This is a genomic window from Microbacterium sp. Root166, assembly GCF_001427145.1.
Classification (GTDB): Bacteria; Actinomycetota; Actinomycetes; order Actinomycetales; family Microbacteriaceae; genus Microbacterium.
Genome location: NZ_LMGL01000001.1, coordinates 1,550,960 through 1,571,253 on the forward strand (window position 1 = coordinate 1,550,960; position 20,294 = coordinate 1,571,253).

General features: G+C 71.3%; 19 protein-coding genes. 17 read left to right on the forward strand and 2 right to left on the reverse strand.

Translation table 11 applies throughout. The annotated features are described in order from the left end of the window. The 5 genes from rpsI to ASD56_RS07025 all read left to right on the forward strand — a co-directional run bounded on the left by rpsI (nt 1) and on the right by ASD56_RS07025 (nt 6,587). Nucleotides 1-477 (forward strand): 30S ribosomal protein S9, encoded by a 477-nt coding sequence (rpsI, locus tag ASD56_RS07005; protein WP_055962937.1) that lies wholly within the window; start codon nt 1-3, stop codon nt 475-477. Nucleotides 478-493: 16 nt separating this feature from the next. Then, on the forward strand, nt 494-1,852 hold the full coding sequence (glmM, locus tag ASD56_RS07010) for a phosphoglucosamine mutase (RefSeq protein WP_055962940.1): 1,359 nt from the start codon (nt 494-496) through the stop codon (nt 1,850-1,852). A 181-nt stretch (nt 1,853-2,033) separates the two neighbouring features. Further along, on the forward strand, nt 2,034-3,593 hold the full coding sequence (locus tag ASD56_RS07015; RefSeq protein ID WP_055962943.1) for a dicarboxylate/amino acid:cation symporter: 1,560 nt from the start codon (nt 2,034-2,036) through the stop codon (nt 3,591-3,593). Further along, a complete protein-coding gene (locus tag ASD56_RS07020) occupies nt 3,590-4,456 on the forward strand; it encodes a fibronectin type III domain-containing protein (protein ID WP_055962946.1) in 867 nt (288 codons plus the stop codon). Before ASD56_RS07015 ends, ASD56_RS07020 begins: the two co-directional genes overlap by 4 nt. Before the next feature lie 61 nt (nt 4,457-4,517). Further along, the gene (locus ASD56_RS07025; RefSeq protein WP_055962949.1) at nt 4,518-6,587 is read left to right on the forward strand and encodes a fibronectin type III domain-containing protein; all 2,070 of its coding nucleotides are present in this window, start codon (nt 4,518-4,520) and stop codon (nt 6,585-6,587) included. A gap of 142 nt (nt 6,588-6,729) precedes the next feature. Here the strand turns inward: ASD56_RS07025 and ASD56_RS07030 are convergent, their stop codons facing one another. After that, entirely contained in the window at nt 6,730-7,674 is a 945-nt protein-coding gene (locus tag ASD56_RS07030; protein ID WP_055962952.1) for a Ppx/GppA phosphatase family protein, read from the reverse strand. 236 nt (nt 7,675-7,910) lie between these two features. On the opposite strand from ASD56_RS07030, the gene ASD56_RS07035 reads away from it, so the two are divergent. From ASD56_RS07035 to ASD56_RS07080, 10 genes are all read left to right on the forward strand, one after another. Beyond that, nucleotides 7,911-9,515 (forward strand): M28 family metallopeptidase, encoded by a 1,605-nt coding sequence (locus ASD56_RS07035; protein WP_055962955.1) that lies wholly within the window; start codon nt 7,911-7,913, stop codon nt 9,513-9,515. Nucleotides 9,516-9,617: 102 nt separating this feature from the next. Then, a complete protein-coding gene (gene coaA / locus ASD56_RS07040) occupies nt 9,618-10,580 on the forward strand; it encodes a type I pantothenate kinase (protein ID WP_442922386.1) in 963 nt (320 codons plus the stop codon). A gap of 78 nt (nt 10,581-10,658) precedes the next feature. After that, nucleotides 10,659-12,509 (forward strand): glutamine--fructose-6-phosphate transaminase (isomerizing), encoded by a 1,851-nt coding sequence (gene glmS, locus ASD56_RS07045; RefSeq protein ID WP_055962960.1) that lies wholly within the window; start codon nt 10,659-10,661, stop codon nt 12,507-12,509. A gap of 83 nt (nt 12,510-12,592) precedes the next feature. Next, on the forward strand, nt 12,593-12,973 hold the full coding sequence (locus ASD56_RS07050) for a holo-ACP synthase (RefSeq protein WP_055963800.1): 381 nt from the start codon (nt 12,593-12,595) through the stop codon (nt 12,971-12,973). Continuing rightward, the gene (gene alr, locus ASD56_RS07055; RefSeq protein WP_082541296.1) at nt 12,970-14,094 is read left to right on the forward strand and encodes an alanine racemase; all 1,125 of its coding nucleotides are present in this window, start codon (nt 12,970-12,972) and stop codon (nt 14,092-14,094) included. Before ASD56_RS07050 ends, alr begins: the two co-directional genes overlap by 4 nt. Before the next feature lie 59 nt (nt 14,095-14,153). Continuing rightward, a complete protein-coding gene (gene tsaE / locus ASD56_RS07060; protein ID WP_055963806.1) occupies nt 14,154-14,603 on the forward strand; it encodes a tRNA (adenosine(37)-N6)-threonylcarbamoyltransferase complex ATPase subunit type 1 TsaE in 450 nt (149 codons plus the stop codon). A 119-nt stretch (nt 14,604-14,722) separates the two neighbouring features. Beyond that, nucleotides 14,723-15,379, forward strand: a complete 657-nt coding sequence (gene tsaB / locus ASD56_RS07065; RefSeq protein ID WP_055962962.1) for a tRNA (adenosine(37)-N6)-threonylcarbamoyltransferase complex dimerization subunit type 1 TsaB — start codon at nt 14,723-14,725, stop codon at nt 15,377-15,379. Continuing rightward, nucleotides 15,376-15,870, forward strand: coding sequence for a ribosomal protein S18-alanine N-acetyltransferase (rimI, locus tag ASD56_RS07070; protein WP_055962964.1), 495 nt, complete (start codon nt 15,376-15,378; stop codon nt 15,868-15,870). The genes tsaB and rimI overlap by 4 nt, the downstream gene beginning before the upstream one ends. Beyond that, entirely contained in the window at nt 15,867-16,937 is a 1,071-nt protein-coding gene (tsaD, locus tag ASD56_RS07075) for a tRNA (adenosine(37)-N6)-threonylcarbamoyltransferase complex transferase subunit TsaD (protein ID WP_082541371.1), read from the forward strand. The genes rimI and tsaD overlap by 4 nt, the downstream gene beginning before the upstream one ends. Continuing rightward, nucleotides 16,934-17,461, forward strand: coding sequence for a hypothetical protein (locus ASD56_RS07080; protein WP_235565548.1), 528 nt, complete (start codon nt 16,934-16,936; stop codon nt 17,459-17,461). The genes tsaD and ASD56_RS07080 overlap by 4 nt, the downstream gene beginning before the upstream one ends. On the opposite strand, the gene ASD56_RS07085 is transcribed toward ASD56_RS07080, so the two are convergent. Further along, entirely contained in the window at nt 17,451-18,644 is a 1,194-nt protein-coding gene (locus ASD56_RS07085; protein WP_055962970.1) for a class I SAM-dependent methyltransferase, read from the reverse strand. The genes ASD56_RS07080 and ASD56_RS07085 overlap by 11 nt on opposite strands. A 146-nt stretch (nt 18,645-18,790) precedes the next feature. On the opposite strand from ASD56_RS07085, the gene groES reads away from it, so the two are divergent. Both groES and rarD read left to right on the forward strand, forming a co-directional pair. Beyond that, nucleotides 18,791-19,087, forward strand: coding sequence for a co-chaperone GroES (gene groES / locus ASD56_RS07090; RefSeq protein ID WP_017203655.1), 297 nt, complete (start codon nt 18,791-18,793; stop codon nt 19,085-19,087). A gap of 237 nt (nt 19,088-19,324) precedes the next feature. Further along, a complete protein-coding gene (rarD, locus tag ASD56_RS07095) occupies nt 19,325-20,266 on the forward strand; it encodes an EamA family transporter RarD (protein ID WP_055963813.1) in 942 nt (313 codons plus the stop codon). Nucleotides 20,267-20,294 lie beyond the last annotated feature (28 nt).

The following is a 20,294-nucleotide window of genomic DNA, read 5'->3' on the forward strand; positions in this document are numbered from 1 at the left end:
GTGGCGAACATCGAAGACTCCACCAACTACTCCACCGAGACCCCCGTCGACCAGCTCGACGCAGCCCCCGCCGAGCGCCCCGTGCTCTCGGTCCCGGGTGCAGCCGTGGGCCGTCGCAAGCAGGCCATCGCCCGCGTGCGCCTCATCCCCGGCTCGGGCGTCATCACGGTCAACGGCCGTGAGTTCGAGGACTACTTCCCGAACAAGCTGCACCAGCAGCTGATCACGGACCCCTTCACGGTTCTCAACCTGACCGACGCCTACGACGTCATCGTGCGCATCTCCGGCGGCGGCCCGTCGGGTCAGGCCGGCGCGCTGCGCCTCGGCATCGCCCGTGCGCTCAACCAGATCGACGAAGAGAACAACCGCCCGACCCTCAAGAAGGCCGGCTTCCTGTCGCGTGACGCCCGCGTCATCGAGCGCAAGAAGGCTGGTCTCAAGAAGGCCCGCAAGGCGCCGCAGTACTCGAAGCGCTGATCGGCGCTCCTTCCGTATGCCGCTCTTTGGCACGGACGGGGTGAGGGGGCTGGCCAACGGCCCCCTCACCGCCGATCTCGCACTGTCCCTGGCCCAGGCGACCGCCGTCGTCCTGGGCCAGGGCCGTACCGCCGACGCGCGCCGCGCCGCCGGCAAGCGCATCACGGCCGTCGTGGCCCGTGACCCCCGCGTCTCCGGCGAGTTCCTGTCGGCCGCCGTCGAGGCGGGCCTCGCGTCCTCGGGCGTCGACGTCCTCGACGCCGGCGTGCTGCCGACCCCGGCCGCCGCGTTCCTCATCGGCGACATGGACGCCGACTTCGGCGTCATGGTGTCGGCGTCGCACAACCCGGCGCCCGACAACGGCATCAAGATCTTCGCGCGCGGCGGAGTGAAGCTTCCCGACCTCGTCGAGCAGCGCATCGAGCACGCCATGGCGGGCCCCAAGCTGCAGCCGACCGGTGCCGCCGTGGGCCGCATCCGCCGGTTCGCCGACGCAGAGGACCGCTACGTGGTCCACCTCCTCGGCTCGCTGCCGAATCGCCTGGACGGCATCCACGTCGTCCTCGACTGCGCGCACGGGGCGGCATCCGGTGTCTCGCCCGAGACGTTCCGCGACGCCGGTGCGCGCGTGACCGTGATCGGCGCCGACCCCGACGGGCTCAACATCAACGACGGCGTCGGTTCGACCCACCTCGACTCGCTCGCCGAGCACGTCGTGCGCGTCGGAGCGGACGTCGGCATCGCGCACGACGGCGACGCGGACCGCTGCCTGGCGGTGGACGCGGCCGGACGCATCGTCGACGGCGACCAGATCATGGCGATCATCGCGGTCGCGATGAAGGCGCGCGGTCATCTCAAGGACGACACCCTCGTCGCCACAGTGATGAGCAACCTCGGCCTGCACCGGGCGATGGCCGCCCAGGGCATCCGCGTCGAGCAGACCGCCGTGGGCGACCGCTACGTGCTCGAGCGCATGAACGAGGGCGGGTTCTCGCTCGGCGGCGAGCAGTCCGGCCACGTCATCATGAGCGATTTCGCCACGACGGGCGACGGCCTGCTGACCGGCCTGCATCTCGTGGCCGAGATGGCGGCGCAGAAGAAGACGCTCGCCGAGCTGGCCTCGATCATGACGGTGTACCCGCAGGTGCTGATCAACGTGAAGGACGTCGACCGCACGCGTGCGAACGACGACGAGGGCGTGTCGGATGCCGTCGCCGCCGCAGCCGCCGAGCTCGGCGACTCCGGCCGGGTGCTGCTGCGCCCGTCAGGAACCGAGCAGCTGGTGCGCGTCATGGTCGAAGCGACCTCTTCGGAGGACGCCCAGCGTCACGCCGAAGCGCTCGCCGCGGTCGTGCGTGAGCGCCTCGCGCTCTAGGACTCTCGATACACGGATGACCGCCGGCTGATCGCCGGCGGTCATCCGCGTCTTCGGCGTCGTGCGCAACGCGCGCCGACTCGCGCGTTAACACTCGGTCACCGCTCGTTACCGATCACAGTGGCCGATATCGGCGTTGCTAACTTCGCGAAATGCTCCATCTCCCGAAGAGGCGCCGGCGATGACCGGCGGCTTCGATGTGCTCTCGCTCGTCTCGCTCGTCGTGACGCTGGCGGCGTTCGCGCTGCTCGTGCTGCTGCGCCGACGCCGCGCCGGCTTCACCACGCTCGTGCTGCTGGGGCTTGCCGTCGGCATCGTGATCGGCATCCTGTTCCGCGGTCACCTGACCTACGTCGGGTTCCTCGGCGACCTGTACGTCCAGGTCATCACGGCGATCGTCGCGCCGCTGATCTTCATCTCGATCCTCTCGAGCGTCACCTCGCTCGGGTCGACGGCGAAGCTGCGCACGATCGGGCTGTCGAGCACCTTCTGGCTGCTGCTGACCAATGCGATCGCCATCGTCCTGACGCTCGCCATCGTGCTGAGCATCGGACTCGGGACGGGCGTCGAGCTCGACCTCACCGGTGAAGGCGCCGACAGTCTCGAGGGTCTGGTCCGGCCGCTCGACCAGGTGCTGCTCGGCCTCGTCCCCGCCAATCTCGCGGGCGATTTCGTCAGCAACAACATCGTGCCGATCATCCTGTTCGCGATCCTGTTCGCCATCGCTTACCTCGTGGCGAACCGGGCCCCGGACGCGCAGCTCGGCGCCTTCAAGAACGTCGTCGACGGCGCGAAGCGCGTGGTCATGACGGCGGTCGGCTTCGTCATCGAACTGACGCCCTACGCCGTGCTCGCGCTCGTCGCGGTCACGACGGCCACCGCGGTCACGCGGATCGAGATGGTGCTGTCACTGCTCGGCATCCTCGTCCTGGCGGTGGGCATCGCGTTCCTGGATGCGTATCTCGTCAACGGCGTGCTGCTGCGGGTCTTCGCCGACGTCAACCCGATCCGCTGGTTCCGGCACATGACGGCGGCGCAGTACACCGCGTTCACGACCCAGTCGAGCGTCGGCACGCTGCCCATCACGATCCCATCGCTGACGCGCAAGGTGGGCGTGCCGGAAGACATCGCGACGTTCGCGGCACCGGTGGGAACGACCATCGGCATGCCCGGATGCGCCGGAATCTGGCCCATCATCGTCGCGGTCTTCTCGATCAACGTGCTCGGCCTGGACTACTCGGTGTGGGACTACCTCGCCCTCGCCGGCCTGTGCATGCTCGTGTCCCTCGGCACCGCCGGAGTCCCCGGCACGGCGATCATCACCGCTACCGCCGTGCTCACCGCTGTCGGACTTCCGGTCGAGATCCTCGTCGTCCTCATTCCGATCAGCGCCGTCGCCGGCACCGCCAGCACCATGGCGAACGTCACCGCCGCCGCGACGGCGGCGACCATCGTCGCCCGACGCCTCGGCGTGCTGGACGACGCGATGTTCCGCTCCTCTCGGGACGGCGATCCTGCGCCGACTCGACGTGCGCGCCGCCGGAGTGAGCCGGCGGCCGCGACCCCGGCGCCTGGTGCAGAAGCGACGCAGAGCGCCCCCTCGCAAGACAGAGCGCAGACGGATGCCGCGACCGCGGTGCTGAACCGCTCGGCCGGCGAGTACACCATGCCCGACGGCGTGCCCTTCGGGCAGTGCGAACTGCCCGGCTCCCGCCTTCCCGAAACCGTGAGGACATCATGACCGCCCAACTCGACTCCCGCCCCCGACGGCGCCGCACTCTCGCCGCCGTCGCGGCGGCCGTGGTCGTGGCGGCGCTCTCGCCGCTCGGCGGAGTGCTCGCCACTCCCGCGTACGCGGCCGGCGACGTATGCGACATCTGCTCCCTGAACTTCGACGTCACGGCGTGCGAGAAGATCGGCGGCTGGCCGTACGACTCGACGCTCGAGTCGCCGCCGCCGGCGGTCTCGGGCGGAGGCGGGGCGACCGCCCCGCAGCCTGCCGCCCCGCCGCCCGCGCCCGCCCCGCAAGCCCCTGCGCCGGTCGCACCGCAGCAGCCCGCAACCGGTGGCACCTCCTCCAGCGGCTCCACGTCCTCCGGCACGGCGACCACGACCGGATCCCACGCCCCGGCCGTCGTCGCGGCGGTGCCACAGGCGCCGACCCTCGGACATCGGGTCGACGGCCGCACGCTGACGCTGACCTGGTCGGCCCCGGCCGACGGCGGTGCGGCGCTGACCGGCTACAAGCTCGTCCTCAACGACGGGACGCCGATCCCGATCGCCGCGGACGCAACAGGGTACGAGATCGAGCTCCGCGCCGGCGAGTACGACGTCGCCCTCATCGCCGTCAACGGCGTGGGCGATTCGCCGCCGTCGGCCACGGTGACCGGCATCGAGATCTCCGCCACGCCGACGCCATCGGCGGAGAGTTCCGCCGACCAAGCCGACGCGGACGATGCCGTCGCGGCTTCCGCCGACTCGAGCGGCGCCTCGCCACTCATCGGAGGCGCCGTGATCGGCGGTCTCGTCCTCGCCGCCGGCGGCCTTCTCACCTGGTGGTGGCTCCGTCGACGCACGGCCGTCCCGCGCACGCCGCCGGCTTGATCCGATCCACCCTCGTTCCTGCTTCCCGTCACCCTCCCACCCGCACAGAGAGCCTCCTCCCATGAGCACCCGCACCCGAAAGAGACTCGCGGCGACCGTCGTCGCGGCATCCCTCGCCCTCACCGGCGCCGTCGTCGCGGCGCCTGCCGCCACGGCCGCGCCGACCGGCTCCGACCTCGACTACTTCTCCTCTGCCTTCCCGGGCCTCCGGGCGGACTCGGTGTTCGAGGCCGTCACGTTCGAACGCTTCGAGTACCTCCTCGGCAGCGAGGGTACCTACGCGTTCCTCATCGGAGGGCCGGCCGATCCGACCACGAAGGCCGCGATCTCGCACATCGACGCCGTCGCCGCGCAGTACGGAGTCGACGCGGTCTACACCTTCGACCCGCGCCTGGACGGCGCGGCGATCGACATCCGCACCACCGCCCTGCCCGACATCTCGGCGCTGTGGACGGACGCAGTCGACAACTACCTGAACAAGGACACCGCTCCCGCGTTCGGCGGCGCGGTGGGGGACGACCCCTACCTGTTCATCTACGACAAGGCGCACACGGCGGGCGAGGTCGAAGACCGGATCGTCGCGTCGCTCGCCGGCGCCGTGAATGCGGCATCCGTCGCCACGCCCGAGGCGGCAGCCGCCTATCGTGCGCAGGTCGCCGCCGTGTTCGACTCCATTGCGGTCGGCGGCGTCGCTGCGATCGATACGCAGAGCCAGTTCACGTTCTACAAGAACGAGATCAACCGCCGGCATCAAGCGCAGTACGTCGACGCCGCCAAGTACGGCGCCGAGATCCTGGCCGATGCCGACGGCGCGGACTGGGCGATCAAGCAGATCACCTACCCCGAGCTCCTGCAGGTGCTCGAGTCCGACGGCGATCACGTCATCCTCTTCGGCGGAACGTGGTGCCACAACACCCGGGCCGTCATCAAGGACGTCAACCGTGCGGCCGCCGCAGCGGGGGTCGACACGGTGTACCAGTTCGACCTCCGGCTGGACGGCACGAGCAGCAACGACCTGCATATCCGCGACTCCGGCTCCGAGATCTCCTACCTGTACGGCGACGTGGTCGCCGAGTTCTTCCCGAACCTGCGCACGCAGTACCAGGTGGCGCTCGGCGGCGGCCAGAAGGTCGACTACCACCCGGGCGGCGACACCTCGGTCGCCGTGGCCTCGGCCAAGAAGCTGCAGGTGCCGTACCTGATCGAGTACGACAAGGCGAATGCCGGCGCGCCCATCGTCCAGGACTGGATCCGCGAGAACGTCGGCGGCACGTTCACGGAGTACATGACCGAATGGTGGTGGGTGGCGGGTCTCCCCGGCAGCCGGCCGGGCAACGTGACCGAGGCGGACTGGCCGGCACGGCAGGCGCAGAACTGGGCCTTCGCGAATGAGGCGATCGCGAAGATCGACAAGTTCTTCGGCCTCGCCTCCGCGCCGGCGGCACCGGCTGCCGCGGCCGTCTCGGTGACCGGCGCAGACGCGACGGTGTCGTGGGCGGCGCCCGCCGACGGCGGTTCGGCGCTCACCGGGTACCGTGTGGCGCTCGACGGCGGCACCCCGATCGACCTCGGCGCGGCGACCACCGCCCACACCTTCACCGGCCTGACGGCGGGCGAGCACTCCGTGACCGTGCAGGCGCGCAGCCACGTCGGCGTCTCACCGGCGTCGTCGGCCAAGACCTTCACGATCGCCGCAGCGGTCGAGCCGGAGCCTGAGCCCGAGACGCCGACGCCCGCCGTCACGGTGACCGGTGACCTCCGCCCGGGTGGGTCGGTCGTGGTGTCGGGCTCGGGTCTGCCGGCGTCCACGCCCGACGTCACGGTCGAGATCCGTTCGACGCCGCAGACGCTGGGCGTCGTGTCCACCGCGGGCGACGGGACGTTCCGTCTCGCCGCGACGATCCCCGCGTCGATCGCTCCCGGCGCTCATGCGGTGGTCGTCCTCATCGACGGCCAGGTCGTCGCAAGTCAGGCCGTGACGGTCGCCGCCGGCGCGGCGGGTGCGGGGGCCGCGGTGCTCTCCGCGACCGGTGGCCCCGGCATCCCGTTCGCCATCATCGGCGGAGCGCTCACGCTGATCCTCGGGGGAGCAGTGCTGCAGGCGCTTCGGCGCAGGCGGGCCACCGTCTGATTCGAACGTTCGCGGCGCCCCGGGCTTCGGCTCGGGGCGTCGCGTCGTCCGCGGTCGTCGAACCGTTGCGTCCGGCTGCGCTGCGGGGGTCCGAGCGACCGTTCGCGACGGTTCGCCAGCCCGGACCCGGCCACAGCGTGGTTCAGACGGGCGTCGCGTCCCAGGACAGTGACTCGATGTACCGCAGCAGCACGCCCTCGCGCAGGGCCCAGGGCGACACCTCGAGCTCGTCCACGTCGAGCGCCCGCATCGCCTCGTGCAGCACGACGGCGCCGGCGACGATCTGGAACGTGCGGTCCGCCGTGATTCCCGGCAGTTCCTGACGAGCGGATGCCGGGATCCGCGCCAGCCGCGGGATCCACGAGCCGAGCGCGGCGCGGGGGAGCACCATCCGCTCGATGCCCGACCACCCGGGGACCGGGTAGCCGACGAGTTTGGCCAGCGAGCGGATCGCCTTGGACGAGCCGACGACGTGGTCCGGGCGCGCGAGGGTGCCGAACTCCGCCGCCACGGGCGCCAGCGTCTTCCGGGCGTGGTCGCGCAGACGCTCGACGGCGTCCTCGCCAGGCGGGTCGTCGGGAAGGAACTGGATCGTCATGCGGCCCGCGCCGAGGGGGACGGATGCCGCGGCATCCGGCAGTTCGTCTCCTCCCGCCGCGATCTCGAGCGAGCCGCCGCCGATGTCGAAGAGCAGGATCTGGCCTGCGGCCCAGCCGAACCAGCGGCGGACCGCGAGGAAGGTGAACCGGGCCTCGGTCTCGCCGCCGAGCACCTGCAGGGGCTGGCCGAGCGCCTCTTCGATGAGCGCGATGACCTCGGGGCCGTTGGTCGCCTCGCGGACCGCGGAGGTCGCCGTGGCGAGAAGCTCGTCGACGCGCTCGTCCGCGGCGACACGCCGGGCCTCGGTCACGGCATCGACCAGGGCGGTGACGCCGGCCGGCGAGATCTCTCCGTCCGGGCCGAGGTAGCGCATCAGCCGCAGCACCGTGCGCTGGCTGGTCGTTGCCAGCGGTCGCCCGCCGGGGCGTACGTCGGCGACGAGCAGGTGGACGGTGTTGGAACCGATGTCGAGGACTCCGAGGCGCACGGGTCGACAGTATCGCTCCCCGTGGGCGGCCACCGCGCGCGTGACGCTCGCTGCGACGCCCGAGTCCCACATGAGCGCCGGATGAGAAGTCGCATCGCGCTCTACCGCGGCGGCGACGCCCCATCTAGCCTCGGCCTCGGGTGCCGACCCGGCGCCCGTCCCCCGCGCGCGGACGTCGAGAGGGTCGCCCGTGCGCACGGCGCTCGACGATGAGCGCCGAGCGTGAAGGAGAGAACATGAACCGATCCCGAAGCAATGCGCATCGCGCGCTTGCGCTGACCGCGGCAGGAGCGACGGCTCTCGCCCTCGCCATCGCCCCCGCGGCCGCCGCATCGGCCGCGCCTGCGGCGAAGTGCGACAACCGGAACAACAACACCGTCTCCAAGCTCCTCGAGTGCGTCACCGCCGCCGGTGCGATGGAGCACCTCCAGGCACTCCAGGAGATCGCCGACGCGAACAACGGCAACCGCGCCGCCGACACGTCCGGATACGAGGCGAGCGTCGACTACGTCGTCGATACGATGACCGCTGCGGGTTGGCAGGTCTCGATCGACGAGTTCGACTACCTGGTTCCCGTGCCCACGGTTCACCAGCTCACTCCGCAGGACGTCATGCACGAGGCCGGATTCTTCTCGGCCGGATCGGCCGAGGGATCCGTGACCGGCGCCGTCGTGCCGATCGATCTGGCCCTCGCCAACCCCGCCGCGAGCACGAGCGGCTGCGAGGCCGCCGACTTCGCGAACGCGAACCTGACCGGACCGGCCGACATCGTGCTCGTCCAGCGCGGCGTGTGCGAATTCGGCGTCAAGGCCCGCAACGCCCAGAATGCCGGCGCTGAGGCCGTCGTCATCATGAACCAGGGGAACACGCCCGAGCGTTCGGGCATCATCACCAACGTGACGCTGATCGGGGCGAATCCGACGGCGCTCGACATCCCGGTGGTCAACACGTCGTTCGCCGCCGGTTCTGCTCTGGCGGTGCCCGGCTCGACTGCGACCGTCTCGATGTTCATCGAGAACCACCCGCAGAAGAACGTGATCGCCGAACTGCCGGGTGTCAACTCCGACAACGTCGTGATGGCGGGTGCGCACCTCGACTCGGTGCCCGCTGGCCCCGGCATCAACGACAACGGCTCCGGCTCGGCAGCGCTCCTCGAACTGGCGGAGACCATGCAGAAGGTCAAGCCGCAGAACACCGTGCGCCTGGCGTGGTGGGCCGCCGAGGAAGTCGGTCTCGTCGGTTCGCAGGCCTACGTCGACGGTCTCAGCCAGGGGGAGAAGGACCGCATCGGGCTGTACCTGAACTTCGACATGGTCGCCTCGCCGAACTTCATCTACATGGTGTACGACGGCGACGAGTCGACGTTCGAGGCGCCGGTGGTCGTCCCCGAGGGCTCGATCCAGATCGAGGACCTGTTCGAGCGCTACTTCACCAGCGTGGGCCAGCCGTACGACGACGCCGAGTTCAGCGGACGCAGCGACTACGAGGCGTTCATCCTGGCCGGCATCCCGGCCGGCGGTCTGTTCACGGGCGCCGAGGACGAGAAGAGCGAGGAGCAGGCCGCGATCTGGGGCGGCACCGCGGGCGAGTGGCTCGACCCGTGCTACCACCAGGCGTGCGACGACATCGGCAACGTCAGCATGGAGGCGCTCGAGATCAACGCGGACGCCATCGCGCTGTCGGTGCTCGCATACGCGTACTCGACCGAACTCGTCAACGGCGTCGTCGGCGTCGACGTGCCCGGCGGCCTGGTGCTGCCCGAGCCTGCCGGCCCCGAGGGCACGTGGGCGGGTGGCGGCGGCGGCCTGCACCCCGACCACGGCCACAACGCGGCGGAGTAGGTCCGAACCATCCCGACGGCGGGCCCGTCCCCTCACCGGGGACGGGCCCGTCTCGTTTCGCCCGGCAGGCACGCCGGGCTGCGGCATCCGGTGTTCGATACGATGAGCGGGATGTCTGCCGACGATGCCTCCACGCTCACCACGGCGCTCTCGCTGTACCGCGAGATCGACCGCGCCGAGTGGGCGCGCACGGCGGCGGGGATGTCGCAGCCGCTGTCCGAGACCGAGATCGTGCAGATCCGCGGGCTCGGAGATCGCCTCGACATGGCCGAGGTCTCGCAGGTGTACCTGCCGCTGTCGCGGCTGCTGTCGCTGTACGCCAAGTCCACTCAGCGACTGGGCGCCGAGACCAGCGCGTTCCTGGGCGACGCCGACAGCACCACGCCCTTCGTCGTCGCCGTGGCGGGCTCGGTCGCCGTCGGCAAGTCGACCATCGCCCGCCTGCTGCGCGAGCTGATGAGCCGCTGGCCGGACACCCCGCGGGTGGAGCTCGTCACCACCGACGGCTTCCTCTACCCGAACGCCGAGCTCGAGCGCCGCGGCATCATGGCGCGCAAGGGCTTCCCGGAGTCCTACGACCGGCGTGCGCTGGTGTCGTTCCTCACCGAGGTCAAGAGCGGGGCGGCCGAGGTGCGGGCGCCGTTCTACTCCCACATGCGGTACGACATCGTCCCCGATGCCCACACCACCGTGCGTCGGCCCGACGTCGTCATCGTCGAGGGCCTGAACGTGCTGCAGCCGTCCCCCGCACCCGGAGATGTCGCGGTGAGCGACCTGTTCGACTTCTCGATCTACGTCGACGCCGATCCCGGCCACATCGCACAGTGGTACGTCGAGCGCTTCATGGCGCTGCGCACCGGCGCGTTCGCCAACCCGAGCTCGTTCTTCAACGTGTTCTCGCACCTCACGGACGACGAGGCCGTGCAGACGGCGATGGGCTACTGGAACGACATCAACCTGCCCAACCTGATGGAAAACGTCCTGCCCACTCGTCACCGCGCCAGCCTGGTGCTGCAGAAGGCGCCCGACCACACCGTGGAACGCGTTCTCCTCCGCAAGCTCTGACGCCTGAAAAATCGCTCTGATCTGGGCTCGGCTTTTCGTTCAGACTCCTCGCATAACTCCGCGCCTACCATGGAAGGCATGTGTGGAATCGTCGGATACGTGGGCCCGCGGCAGAGCCAGCCCATCCTCCTCGCCGGTCTGGCACGGCTCGAATACCGCGGGTACGACTCCGCCGGCATCGCCGTGATCGACGCCGAGGGAGACCTCGGCATGCGCAAGCGCGCCGGCAAGCTGGGCATGCTGCGCGACGACCTCAACGACTCGCCGCTCGCCGACGGCACCACCGGCATCGGCCACACACGCTGGGCGACCCACGGCGGCCCCACCGACGACAACGCCCACCCGCACCTGGCGGACGACGACAAGCTCGCCGTGATCCACAACGGCATCATCGAGAACTTCTCCGAGCTCAAGGCGGAGCTGCTCGAGGGCGGCTACACCTTCCGCAGCGAGACCGACACCGAGGTCGCCGCTGTCCTGCTCGGCCGCGAGTACCGCGCCACGGGCGACCTGACCGCCGCCTTCCGCGCGGTCGTGTCGCGCCTCGAGGGCGCCTTCACTCTCCTCGCGATGCACGAGGAGCAGCCCGGCCTCGTCGTCGGCGCGCGCCGCAACTCGCCGCTCGTGATCGGCCTCGGCGAGGGCGAGAACTTCCTGGGCTCCGACGTCGCCGCGTTCGTCGAGCACACCCGCAACGCCCTCGCGATCGGCCAGGACCAGATCGTCGCGATCACCCCCTCCGGCGTCGAGGTCACCGACTTCGACGGCAACAGCGTCGAGGTCGAGCCGTTCGAGGTGACCTGGGACGCCTCGGCCGCCGACAAGGGCGGCTGGTCGTCCTTCATGGCCAAGGAGGTCTCGGAGGAGCCCGAGGCCGTCGCGAACACCCTCCGTGGCCGCCTCCGCGACGGCGAGGTCGTGATCCCTGAGCTGGACGGCCTCGACGAGCTGTTCCTCGGCATCTCGCGCATCATCGTCATCGCGTGCGGCACCGCCGCCTACGCCGGGCAGGTCGGCAAATACGCGATCGAGCAGTGGACGCGCGTCCCGGTCGACGTCGAGCTCGCCCACGAGTTCCGCTACCGCGACCCGGTCATCGGACCCGACACGCTCGTCGTCTCGATCAGCCAGTCCGGCGAGACCATGGACACGCTCATGGCCGTCAAGTACGCCCGCGAGCGCGGCGCCAAGACCCTGTCGATCTGCAACACGCAGGGCGCGACCATCCCGCGCGAGTCCGACGCCATCGTCTACACCCATGCCGGACCCGAGGTCGCGGTCGCATCGACCAAGGCGTTCGTCGCCCAGATCACCGCGCTCTACCTTTTCGGGCTGCACGTCGGCCGTATCCGCGGCGCCGTCTCGCCCGCCGATGCCGCTGCGCACGTCGCCGAGCTCGAGGCGATCCCCGCGAAGATCTCGCAGATCCTCGAGCGCGAGCAGCCGCGCATCGAGCAGCTCGCGTACTGGATGGCCGACACCCGTTCGGTGCTGTTCCTCGGCCGCCACGTCGGCTACCCCATCGCGCTCGAAGGCGCACTCAAGCTCAAGGAGCTCGCCTACATCCATGCCGAGGGCTTCGCGGCCGGCGAGCTCAAGCACGGACCCATCGCGCTCATCGAGGCCGGGCAGCCGGTCTTCGTGATCGTGCCGTCGCCGAGCAAGTCCGCCGAGATGCACAAGAAGGTCGTCTCGAGCATCGAGGAGATCCGTGCGCGCGGCGCCCGCGTCATCGCGATCGCCGAAGAGGGCGACGTGGCCGTGCTTCCCAAGGCCGACGAGGTGCTGCGCATCCCGCTCGCCGGGGCCCTCTTCGAGCCGCTGCTGGCGGTCGTGCCGCTGCACATCTTCGCGATGGGCCTGGCGACGGCGAAGGGACTCGACGTCGACCAGCCGCGCAACCTCGCGAAGTCTGTCACGGTGGAGTAGGCACGGTCGGATAGCCCCACCGGCCCGGCGGAACGCCGGGTAGGGTGACGGATGCCGCGACCGCGGCCGGACGGGAGTGTGTCGTGATCGTGGGGATCGGAGTCGACCTCGTCGACATCGGCCGTTTCGAACGGACGCTGGAGCGCACGCCCCGGCTGGCCGAGCGGCTGTTCTCCGAGCGGGAGCGCGAGCTCAAGCCCCGGTCGCTCGCCGCACGCTACGCCGCCAAAGAGGCGCTGATCAAGGCGCTCGGCGGGTCCGACGGCGTGCACTGGACTGAGATCGAGATCACGCCCGAGCCCTCGGGCCGGCCGTGGTTCACGCTCAGCGGCTCCACCGCCGAGGTCGTCGCCCGCCGCGGCATCACGACCGTCCACCTGTCGATGTCGCACGATGCCGGCTTCGCCACTGCGTACGTCGTCGCCGAGGCGTCGGACGCGGCATCCGCGGAGGACGCGCCGTGAGCAAGCTGGGCCCGGGCGCTCTCCGCGAGGCGCGGATCGACGTGGGCGCCATCGAGGACAACGTACGCCACCTCCGGCGACTCACGGACGCCGAGGTCATCGCCGTGGTGAAGGCCGACGGCTACGGGCATGGCGCGGTGCGCTCGGCGCTCGCCGCGCTCGCCGGAGGTGCGACGCGGCTGGGCGTTGCCGAGGTGGCCGAGGCGATCGCGCTGCGGCGCGCCGGCATCGACGCGCCCATCGTGGCCTGGCTGCACGCCCCCGGAGCCTCGTTCGCCGAAGCCGCCGCGCAGCGCATCGAGCTCGGCATCTCCAGCTTCGACCAGCTGCTGCAGGCGGCCGCCGCCGCCACGGCGGACCGGCCGGTGCCGGTGCACCTGAAGCTCGAGACGGGGCTCTCCCGCAACGGCATCCCTCCCGATGACCAGCGCGTCGTGTTCGCCGAGGCCGCGCGACTCGAGCGCATCGGGAAGATCCGCGTCGTCGCCCTGTTCAGCCATCTGTCCAACGCCTCGGCCGACGATGACCTCGCGGCCCTGCGCCGGTTCGAAGAGGGCGTCGCCGCTGCGGGATCCCTCGGCGTCACCCCGCCGCTGCGTCACCTCGCCGCCACGCATGCGGCGATCGCCCTGCCGCAGACGCGGCTCGGCTGCGTGCGGATCGGGATCGGCATATACGGTCTCTCGCCGTTCGAAGACCGCAGCTCCGCGGATCTCGGCCTGCGCCCGGCCATGACTCTGCGCGGCGCCGTCGCGGCGGTGCGGCGGGTGCCGGCGGGGCAGGGCGTGTCGTACGGCTACGACTACCGGGCCGAGCGCGACACGACTCTGGCGCTCGTCCCGCTCGGCTACGCCGACGGTGTGCCGCGTCAGGCCTCGGGCAGCGGCCCCGTCGTGATCGGCGGGCGCCGGTTCGCGGTCGCGGGCAGGATCGCCATGGATCAGTTCGTCGTCGACGTCGGCGAGCATCCGGTCGCAGTGGGCGACGAGGTGGTCCTCTTCGGCGATCCCACCCTCGGCGCCCCCGCGGCGGACGACTGGGCGACCGCCGCCGGCACCATCAACTACGAGATCGTCACGCGCATCGGCCCGCGCGTTCCCCGCCGGCAGGTGTCGGGGTGAGCGCGCGAACCGGTCTCGACGAGCTGGTCGGCACGCGCGAGGTCCCCACGCCCGCCGACATGGAGCGCTTCGGCGACCAGATCGGCCGCGCAATGGGTCCAGGGGACCTGATCGTGCTCACCGGCCCGCTCGGCGCGGGCAAGACCACGCTCACGCGGGGGATCGGGGCCGGCCTCGGCGTGCGCGGGCCCGTGCAGAGTCCCACGTTCGTCATCGCGCGCACCCATCCGTCGCTCGTCGGCGGCACGCCGCTGGTCCACGTCGACGCCTACCGGCTGGGATCGCCGGCCGAGCTGGACGACCTCGACATCGACTTCGACGCGTCGGCGGTCGTCGTCGAGTGGGGTCGCGGCATGGTCGACGGTGTGCGCGACCGCTGGTGGGAGATCGAGATATCGCGCGAGTGGCATGGCCGCGGCGTCGACACCGCGTGCGGCACGTACTCCCGGGCCACCGAAGCCCTCGACGCCGACACCCCTCGAGTCCTCACGATCACCCGGCATCCGTAGCGACCGCGGGTTCGGGGCGCCGTGACTCGGCGACACGCGGGAGCCGTCGGCGTGTCCTGGCCTCACGGCGACCCGAAACGACGAGTCGCCCGGCACTCGGCGCCGACTACCCTGGAGGAGTGATCCTCGGCATCGACACCTCGCTCGGCTCGGCCGTCGCGGTCGTCGAGCCGGACGGCGTGGTGAGATCGCAGCGCGAGAGCCTCGACCCGCGCGGCCACGCCGAGGTCATCGGCTCGCTCATCCAGGAGGCGCTGGCCGAGGCATCCGTCACCGCCGCCGAGATCACGCACGTCGCCGCCGGAATGGGCCCCGGTCCGTTCACCGGACTGCGGGTCGGGATCGCGGCCGCGCGCACGTTCGCGCTCGGCCGGGGGATCCCGGTGGTGCCGGTGGTGAGTCACGATGCCGTCGCCCTCGAGCTGCTGCTGCACGAGGCGCTCCACGCCGGCTTCGACGCCGAGGACCGATCCTTCGCGGTGGTCACCGACGCTCGCCGCCGTGAGTTCGCCTTCACCGTGTATCGCGGCATCGACGACGGCGGTCTGCCCATCCGCCTCGCAGAGCCGGCCCTCGCGCCGCGCGACGAGCTCGACGCCGTGCTGTCCCGCGACGGAGTCGAGCGTCGCGACGCCGAACGGATCCCCGCCGCGCTTCTGGCGCTCGCCGCCGCCCGCGCCATCGCCGCCCGGCGCACGATCGGCCCGGACGACGCGCTGTACCTCCGTTCCCCCGACGTCACGATGCCCGGCGCCCCGAAGCGGGTGAGCGCATGACGCTGCGCCCGGCATCCGTCGCCGACCTCGACGCCATCATGTCGCTGGAGCGCGCCTCGTTCCCCGGCGATGCCTGGTCGGACGCCATGATGCGCGAGGAGCTCGGTTCGCCGCACGGCTGGTACGTGGTCGACGAAGAGGCGGGGCGTCTTGTGGGGTACGGCGGTCTGCGCGCGGTGCGCGGGGCGACGGATGCCGACATCCAGACCATCGCGCTCGCCCCAGAGGTGCGCGGCCGGGGTCGTGGCCGCACGCTGCTGCGGGCGCTGCTCGCCGAGGCGGCTCAGCGGGGCGTCGACGACGTCTTCCTCGAGGTCCGCGCCGACAACCCCGTCGCGCAGGCGCTGTACCTCTCGGAGGGCTTCCTCGAGGTCGGGCGCCGCCCCCGCTACTACCAGCCCGACGACGTCGACGCGATCGTGATGAAGCTCGACCTGCGCGGGCGGGCGGCACTAGAGCCGTCCGCAGCGGATGCCGGGGCGTGCACGTGAACCGCGCCGAGCCCCTGGTCGTGGGCATCGAGACGAGCTGCGACGAGACCGGCATCGGGATCGTCCGCGGCCGCACGCTGCTGTCGAACACGATCGCCAGCTCGATGGACGAGCACGCCCGCTTCGGCGGGGTCGTGCCCGAGGTCGCCGCGCGCGCCCACCTCGAGGCCCTCGAGCCGGCGATCCACGCGGCGCTCGCCGAGTCGGGGGTCGCCCTGGGCGACATCGACGCGGTCGCCGTCACCTCGGGGCCCGGGCTCGCCGGTGCGCTCATGGTGGGGGTCGGCGCGGCCAAGGCGCTCGCGGTGTCGCTGGATCGCCCGCTGTACGCCGTGAACCACCTCGTCGGCCACATCGCCGCCGACATCCTCGACCCCGATGCGCCGCCGCTCGAGTACCCGACCGTCGCCCTCCTGGTCAGTGGCGGGCACACGTCGCTCCTCCTCGTGCGCGACCTCACCACCGACGTGGAGCTGCTGGGCGAGACGATGGACGACGCCGCGGGCGAGGCCTTCGACAAGGTCGCACGGCTGCTCGGACTTCCGTACCCCGGCGGTCCCGAGATCGACCGGGCGGCGGCATCCGGAGATCCGGACGCCATCCCGTTCCCGCGCGGTCTCTCTCGCGCGAGCGACCTGGCCGCCCATCGCTACGACTTCTCGTTCTCGGGGCTCAAGACCGCCGTCGCACGGTGGGTCGAGCAGCGGCAGGCCGCCGGTGAGCCGGTGCCGGTCGCCGATGTCGCGGCGAGCTTCCGCGAGGCCGTCGTGGACGTCCTCGTGACCAAGGCGCTGGCTGCCTGCCGCGATCACGAGGTGCCGCGGCTGCTGCTGGGCGGCGGAGTCATCGCGAACCGCCGGCTCCGCGAAGTCGCGATCGAGCGCGCCGCCGCGCAGGGTGTCACCGTGCGCATCCCGCCGCTGTCGCTGTGCACCGACAATGGGGCCATGATCGCCGCGCTGGCGTCCGAGCTCGTGATGTCGGGCCGCGCCCCCTCGACGCTGCACTTCGGGGCGGACTCCACCCTTCCGGTGACCGAGATCCAGGTCGCGGAGGAGGCCTCGTGACCCCCGACGAGCGGATGCCGCAGCCTCCGCGCCCGCCATTGCCCGAGGCGTCCGCCGCGGATGCCGCGGCCGGCGTGCCGTCACCCGCCGTCGAGCCGCCATCACCCGACGTCGCGCTGGCGGACGAGGCGTCGCCGCTTCCCGGCGCCCATCGCGGAGGTTTCCAGCGCCTGCCCACGGCCCCGGTCTCCGTCGTCAGCCAGTCCGCCCCGGCAGAACCCGGCACGGAGGAGGACGAGCCCCTGCCCACGGCGCAGTGGCTGATGCCGCCGGCCGACGGCCCTCACCGCGGCCTCGGTGCTTGGGCGCTCGCGTTCGCGATCGCCGGGCTGGCGGTGTCGCTGTTCGTCGGCTGGGGCTTCCCGATCGGCATCGTCGCCGTCGTTTCGGCGATCCTCGCGCTGCGCCGTCCGCTCGAGAGCCGCGCCGTCGCGGTCTGGGCGCTCTCGATCGGTGTCGTGTCGATCCTCTACAGCGCCGGCTGGCTGCTGTTCGCGGCGTATCGCGCGCCGTTCATCGGCTGAGCCGTTCGGCCAGCACCGCGATGCGCGTGCTCCCGACGCGTGTGAGGAACAGCGTCGCCTCGGCGTCGCCGCGCAGTGTCAGCTTCCGGCGGAACTGCGCCGGATCCACGTCGACGCCGCGCTTCTTGATCTCGAGCCGGCCGATGCCTCGCTCGCGCAGCGCGCCATTGATCACCGGGACCTTGGCGGGCATGGCCTTTTCGACCCGGAACGTCGTGACGAACGGGCTCGTCAGCGCGGCATCCGACGTCAGATAGGCGATGTGCGGATCGAGCATGCCGGCGTCGAGCGCGCGGGCGACGTCGCCGATCAGCCGCGCCCGGATGACGGCGCCGTCGGGCTCGTGGAGGTAGGTGCCGAGCTCGCGCTCCGGCACATCGTCGGCGTCCTCGGCGGCGGTGATCTCGTGGGCCTCGTCGCCGCGGATCACCAGGGCCGCCCGCCGGACGCCCTCGCGCGCCAGCGCCTTCGACCAGAGCACCAGTTCCACCGTCGACCCGTCCGCGCTGACCCACTGCGCCTCGACGTCCGCCGGAATGAGGTCGCGGTCCAGGCCCGGGCCGAGCTTGATGCCCGTGGGCAGGCGCGCGGCCAGCGCGAAGGACCAGTCCAGCGACGGCGACCAGTCCTCGGGCCGCGTGCGTGTGGTCTCGGAGTGCCCGGCCGTTCGCCGGGCGGGGTCGAGCCACACGGCATCCACGCCCGACAGGTCTGCGGTCTCGGCGGTGCCGTGGGTGACGCTCACGGTCTCACCGAAGGGTGCGAGGTTGTACGCCGCGATCGCGGCCGTGACCTCGTCGGCGTCGACGGCGTGGACGGATAGTCCCAGTCCGGCCAGGCCCAGGGCGTCACCGCCGATGCCGCAGCCGAGGTCGGCGACGCGGGTCAGCCCGGCATCCCGGAACCTGCCGGCGTGACGCGCGGCGATCGGCAGCCGCGTGGCCTGCTCCAGACCGGCACGTGTGAAGAGCATGCGCTCGGCGAATGGCCCGAACTTCGAGGTCGCGCGGGCGCGCAGCCGCGACTGGGTGACGACGGCGGCCACGAGGTCGGGGGAGTGGCCCTCCTTGCGCAACCGCGACACGGTGCGCGCGACGTCGTCCGCCGATTCCACCGCCGGGAGCGCGTCGAGCAGGCGCAGTCCGTTGGGGGTCAGCAGCGCGGTCAGCTCGGCCATCTCCACCGGCCCAGCCTACGGCGATGCCACACGGCGTCACGCGGTTGGCACTCACGTTGCGTGAGTGCCAGCGCTTGCCTAGACTTGCCGTTAGCACTCTCAGTGTGCGGGTGCTAACGAGTCTTAGTCTCAAAGGAAAGAAGAGGTAGACCGTGTCGGTTTCCATCAAGCCGCTCGAGGACCGCATCGTCATCAAGCAGGTCGAGGCCGAGCAGACCACCGCGAGTGGCCTCGTCATCCCCGATACTGCCAAGGAGAAGCCGCAGGAGGGTGAAGTCGTCGCCGTCGGCCCCGGCCGCATCGACGACAACGGCAACCGCGTTCCGCTCGACGTCGCCGTCGGCGACCGTGTCCTGTACAGCAAGTACGGCGGCACCGAGGTCAAGTTCGGCGCGGACGAGTTCCTCGTCCTGTCGGCGCGCGACGTCCTGGCGGTCGTCGTCCGCTGATCCCAGCGCGTACCGAGAGGGTCGGATGCTTCGGCATCCGGCCCTTTCGTCGTCCTGGCAGACATCGCGCGAAGGTCGGCAGTCGCTCGCGCCCCCGGAGGTCGCCGCCCGGGCTCGGGGCGCCGGCGCCCGTCCTAGGCTGGACCGGTGAGCCCCGAATCGTCCCCGTCCCCCGCCGCGCCCTCCGAGAGCTCTACGGAGCTCGGCGCCGCAGCGACGGCGACCGCCGGGATCGCCGTGGTCCCGGCGTCCCGGACCGGCGCCGTCGCCGCGCACCTCGCGACGCAGCACACCCTGGGCGGCGTCTACGCGTTCACGGCGTATCTGCTCTGGGGCTTCCTTCCGCTGTACTTCCTGCTGCTCATGCCGATCGGGCCGTTCGAGCTCGTCGCCTGGCGGATCCTGCTGTCCCTCGTGTTCTGCGCGCTGCTGCTGGCCGTCACGAGGTCGTGGGGGCGCATCGCCGCGATCCTGCGTCAGCCGCGCATCGCGTGGCTGACGGTGCTCGCCGGCGGACTGATCTACATCAACTGGCAGGTCTTCATCCTGGGCGCCCTCACCGGCCACGTCATCGAGACGAGCCTCGGATACTTCATCAACCCGATCGCCACCGTGCTGCTGGCGGTCCTGGTGCTGCGCGAGCGGCTGCGGGTCACGCAGTGGATCGCCATCGGCATCGCGACGCTCGCCGTGCTCGTCATCATCATCGGGTACGGATCGTTCCCGTGGATCGCGCTCACGCTCGCGGCGACCTTCAGCCTCTACGGGCTGGTGAAGAAGCGCGTGGGTCCGTCCGTGGACGCCGTGAGCGGCCTCACGCTCGAGTCGCTGTGGCTCGTGCCGGTGGCCGGCGTGCTGCTCATCGTCGTCAACGCGACGACGGGCCTCATGATCGGCACCGAGGGCACGTGGCACACCGTGCTGCTGAGCCTCGTCGGCGTCGTCACCGCGGTGCCGCTGCTCTTCTTCGCCGCCGGTGCCCGCCGCGCCTCGCTGACGCTCATCGGGCTGCTGCAGTTCGTGGCGCCGATCCTGCAGTTCATCATCGGCGCGTGGCTGCTCGGCGAGCCGATGCCGCTCGAGCGCTGGATCGGCTTCGGCCTCGTCTGGGTGGCGCTCGCCGTCCTGACCGTGGACTCGCTGGTCCACGCGCGCCGGTCGCGCTCAGCGCCCGCCTAGCGCCCGCCCATCTGTGCGAAAGCGACCT

Coding starts and splice junctions, on each gene's coding strand:
- glmM (WP_055962940.1), top strand. CDS start 494: ATGCCGCTCTTTGGCACGGACGGGGTGAGGGGGCTGGCCAACGGCCCC.
- ASD56_RS07015 (WP_055962943.1), top strand. CDS start 2,034: ATGACCGGCGGCTTCGATGTGCTCTCGCTCGTCTCGCTCGTCGTGACG.
- ASD56_RS07020 (WP_055962946.1), top strand. CDS start 3,590: ATGACCGCCCAACTCGACTCCCGCCCCCGACGGCGCCGCACTCTCGCC.
- ASD56_RS07025 (WP_055962949.1), top strand. CDS start 4,518: ATGAGCACCCGCACCCGAAAGAGACTCGCGGCGACCGTCGTCGCGGCA.
- ASD56_RS07035 (WP_055962955.1), top strand. CDS start 7,911: ATGAACCGATCCCGAAGCAATGCGCATCGCGCGCTTGCGCTGACCGCG.
- coaA (WP_442922386.1), top strand. CDS start 9,618: ATGAGCGGGATGTCTGCCGACGATGCCTCCACGCTCACCACGGCGCTC.
- glmS (WP_055962960.1), top strand. CDS start 10,659: ATGTGTGGAATCGTCGGATACGTGGGCCCGCGGCAGAGCCAGCCCATC.
- tsaE (WP_055963806.1), top strand. CDS start 14,154: ATGGAGCGCTTCGGCGACCAGATCGGCCGCGCAATGGGTCCAGGGGAC.
- rimI (WP_055962964.1), top strand. CDS start 15,376: ATGACGCTGCGCCCGGCATCCGTCGCCGACCTCGACGCCATCATGTCG.